Raw genomic sequence first — 2,018 nt, 5'->3', positions numbered from 1 at the left:
CGGCGGACCGGACGGCGGACGTGGCCGGGGCGAACTCCGGCAACCGCGAGCGGGCCGCCACCGACACCAACGCGCCGGGCGGCAGGCTCCGGGCAGGGCGGGTGCGCGCATGACGGGCGAGGACAAGCAGGCGCTGTCCCGGAGCGAGGAGATCGCGGACGCCGCGGTGCCGGTCTTTCTGCGCTTCGGTCTGCGCAAGACCTCCATGGACGACCTCGCCGAGGCGGCCGGACTCTCCCGCCAGGGTCTGTACCTGCATTTCAAGAACAAGCAGGAGATCTTCCACGCCAGCCTGCGCCGCGTCATCGCCCGGACCCAGGAAGCCGTCGCCCAGGCGCTGGCCAGGACGGAACCGACGGCGCACGAGCGCCTGCTGGGAGCCCTCCTCGCGGTGCACGGGCCCGCCGCCACGGCGACCAGCGAGGCGGTGAACGAGCTCCTCGCCGCAGCGAACACGCTGGGCGAGTCGCTCCTGCACGACCTGGAGCGCTTCGTCATCGACGCGGTGGCCGCCGTGCTCCGCGCCGAGGGGGGACCGGAGCGCACCCGGGGTATCTCCGCCGAGGACCTCGCTTACCACCTGCTCGCCGTCTCGGCGGGCGTCAAGCACCTCACCATCCGGCCCGAGGACCGCGCCCGGCACATCGAGGTCGCCATCGCCCTCGTCCTCGGCTCACCCGAGTAACTCTCACCCCGTGATTGGACACATCATGACCGTTCGCGCCCATGTGGTGGACCGCGCAGGAGGGCCCACCCGTCTCCACGAGTACCAGCCCGCGCCGCTCGGCCCGCTCGAAGTCGACGTGGCACTTACCCACAGCGGCATCTGCCAGACCGACCTGGGCATGATCGACGACCACTACGGTCAGGCCCGCTTTCCCCTCGTTCCCGGACACGAAGGCGTCGGCGTCGTGACGGCCGTCGGCTCCGCCGTCGATCCCCGCCACCTCCAGGTCGGCCGGCGCGTCGGGGTGGGGGCCACCGCCGGCTCCTGCTTCCGCTGCGAATGGTGCCTGTCCGGACGCCAGCACCTGTGTCCGGAGAAGGACGATGTGGTCTTCCGCGACCAGGGTGGCACCTTCGCCAGCCACATACGCGCCGGCGACTGGCGCCACGTCGTCCCTATCCCTGAGGCCCTGACCTCCGCCGAGGCTGCCCCGCTGCTGTGTGCGGGTACAACGGTCTTCAACGCCATCGTGGGGCACGGCGTACGGCCTACCGACCGTGTCGCCGTGGTCGGCGTCGGTGGCCTGGGGCACCTCGCCCTCCAGATCCTGGCCGCGTGGGGCTGCCACGTCACCGCCATCTCCACCAGCATCGACAAGGCTGACGACGCCCACCGCTTCGGCGCCCACGACTTCCTGAGCGCCTGCGAAGTGCCGCAAGCGCATGGGCGGTTCGACTTCATCCTCGATACCGTTGGTGCCGACCTGCCCTGGGACGACTATTTCGCCGCACTGCGCCCGCGCGGAAAGCTGTGCGTGGTCGGCGTGCCCACCAGCCCTTTCACCATCAGCCAGCTCAGCATCCTGCCCGCGGAGAAGTCCCTGGTCTCGGCTGTGGTCGGGCCACCCGCCGTCACCCGGCAACTCCTGGACTTCGCGGCCCTGCACGGCATTCACGCCCAGGTCGAAGTCTTCCCCCTCGATCAGATCGACCAGGCCGTCGACCACGTTCGTCACGGCCGCGCCCGCTACCGCGCCGTCATCGACCTCCGGTGAGCCTCATGCCGGATGGATGTTCAGAACCGGCTTTGGCGGACGCGACGGGTACGGGCTTGAGTTCGGCCGCGATCCGGGCGAAGAGATAGCCGAGCGAGTTGGTGGATAAATGCAGCATCACGGGCGTCAGCAGGCCACGGTGGCGGCGCAACTCGCAGAGCAGCACCCCGGCCGCCGCTGTGGACACGACGCTGCCCGCCACGACCCGCGCGGTGTCCAGATGGGCCGCCCGCCCGTCAGGGCGCCGAGGGCCAGGTTGGCGCGGGCCATGTCGATGGCCGGGAGGATGTGCCACAG

General features: G+C 70.7%; 3 protein-coding genes. 2 read left to right on the top strand and 1 reads right to left on the bottom strand.

What is annotated here, in order from left to right; all coding sequences use genetic code 11:
• Nucleotides 1-109 precede the first annotated feature (109 nt).
• Both ITP53_RS55030 and ITP53_RS55025 read left to right on the top strand, forming a co-directional pair.
• The gene (locus ITP53_RS55030) at nt 110-685 is read left to right on the top strand and encodes a TetR/AcrR family transcriptional regulator (RefSeq protein ID WP_195903429.1); all 576 of its coding nucleotides are present in this window, start codon (nt 110-112) and stop codon (nt 683-685) included.
• A 25-nt stretch (nt 686-710) separates the two neighbouring features.
• Nucleotides 711-1,721 carry an NAD(P)-dependent alcohol dehydrogenase gene (locus ITP53_RS55025; protein ID WP_195903428.1) on the top strand — a complete coding sequence of 337 codons (1,011 nt, stop codon included), beginning with the start codon at nt 711-713 and terminating at the stop codon, nt 1,719-1,721.
• Here the strand turns inward: ITP53_RS55025 and ITP53_RS55020 are convergent.
• Nucleotides 1,705-1,923, bottom strand: coding sequence for a hypothetical protein (locus ITP53_RS55020; protein ID WP_195903427.1), 219 nt, complete (start codon nt 1,921-1,923; stop codon nt 1,705-1,707). The genes ITP53_RS55025 and ITP53_RS55020 overlap by 17 nt on opposite strands.
• Nucleotides 1,924-2,018 lie beyond the last annotated feature (95 nt).

Origin of the sequence: Nonomuraea cypriaca, from assembly GCF_015645445.1 — a bacterium.
Classification (GTDB): domain Bacteria; phylum Actinomycetota; class Actinomycetes; order Streptosporangiales; family Streptosporangiaceae; genus Nonomuraea; species Nonomuraea cypriaca.
Note: the sequence above shows the minus strand (reverse complement) of the source record. Positions and strands in the feature narration are given on the sequence as shown.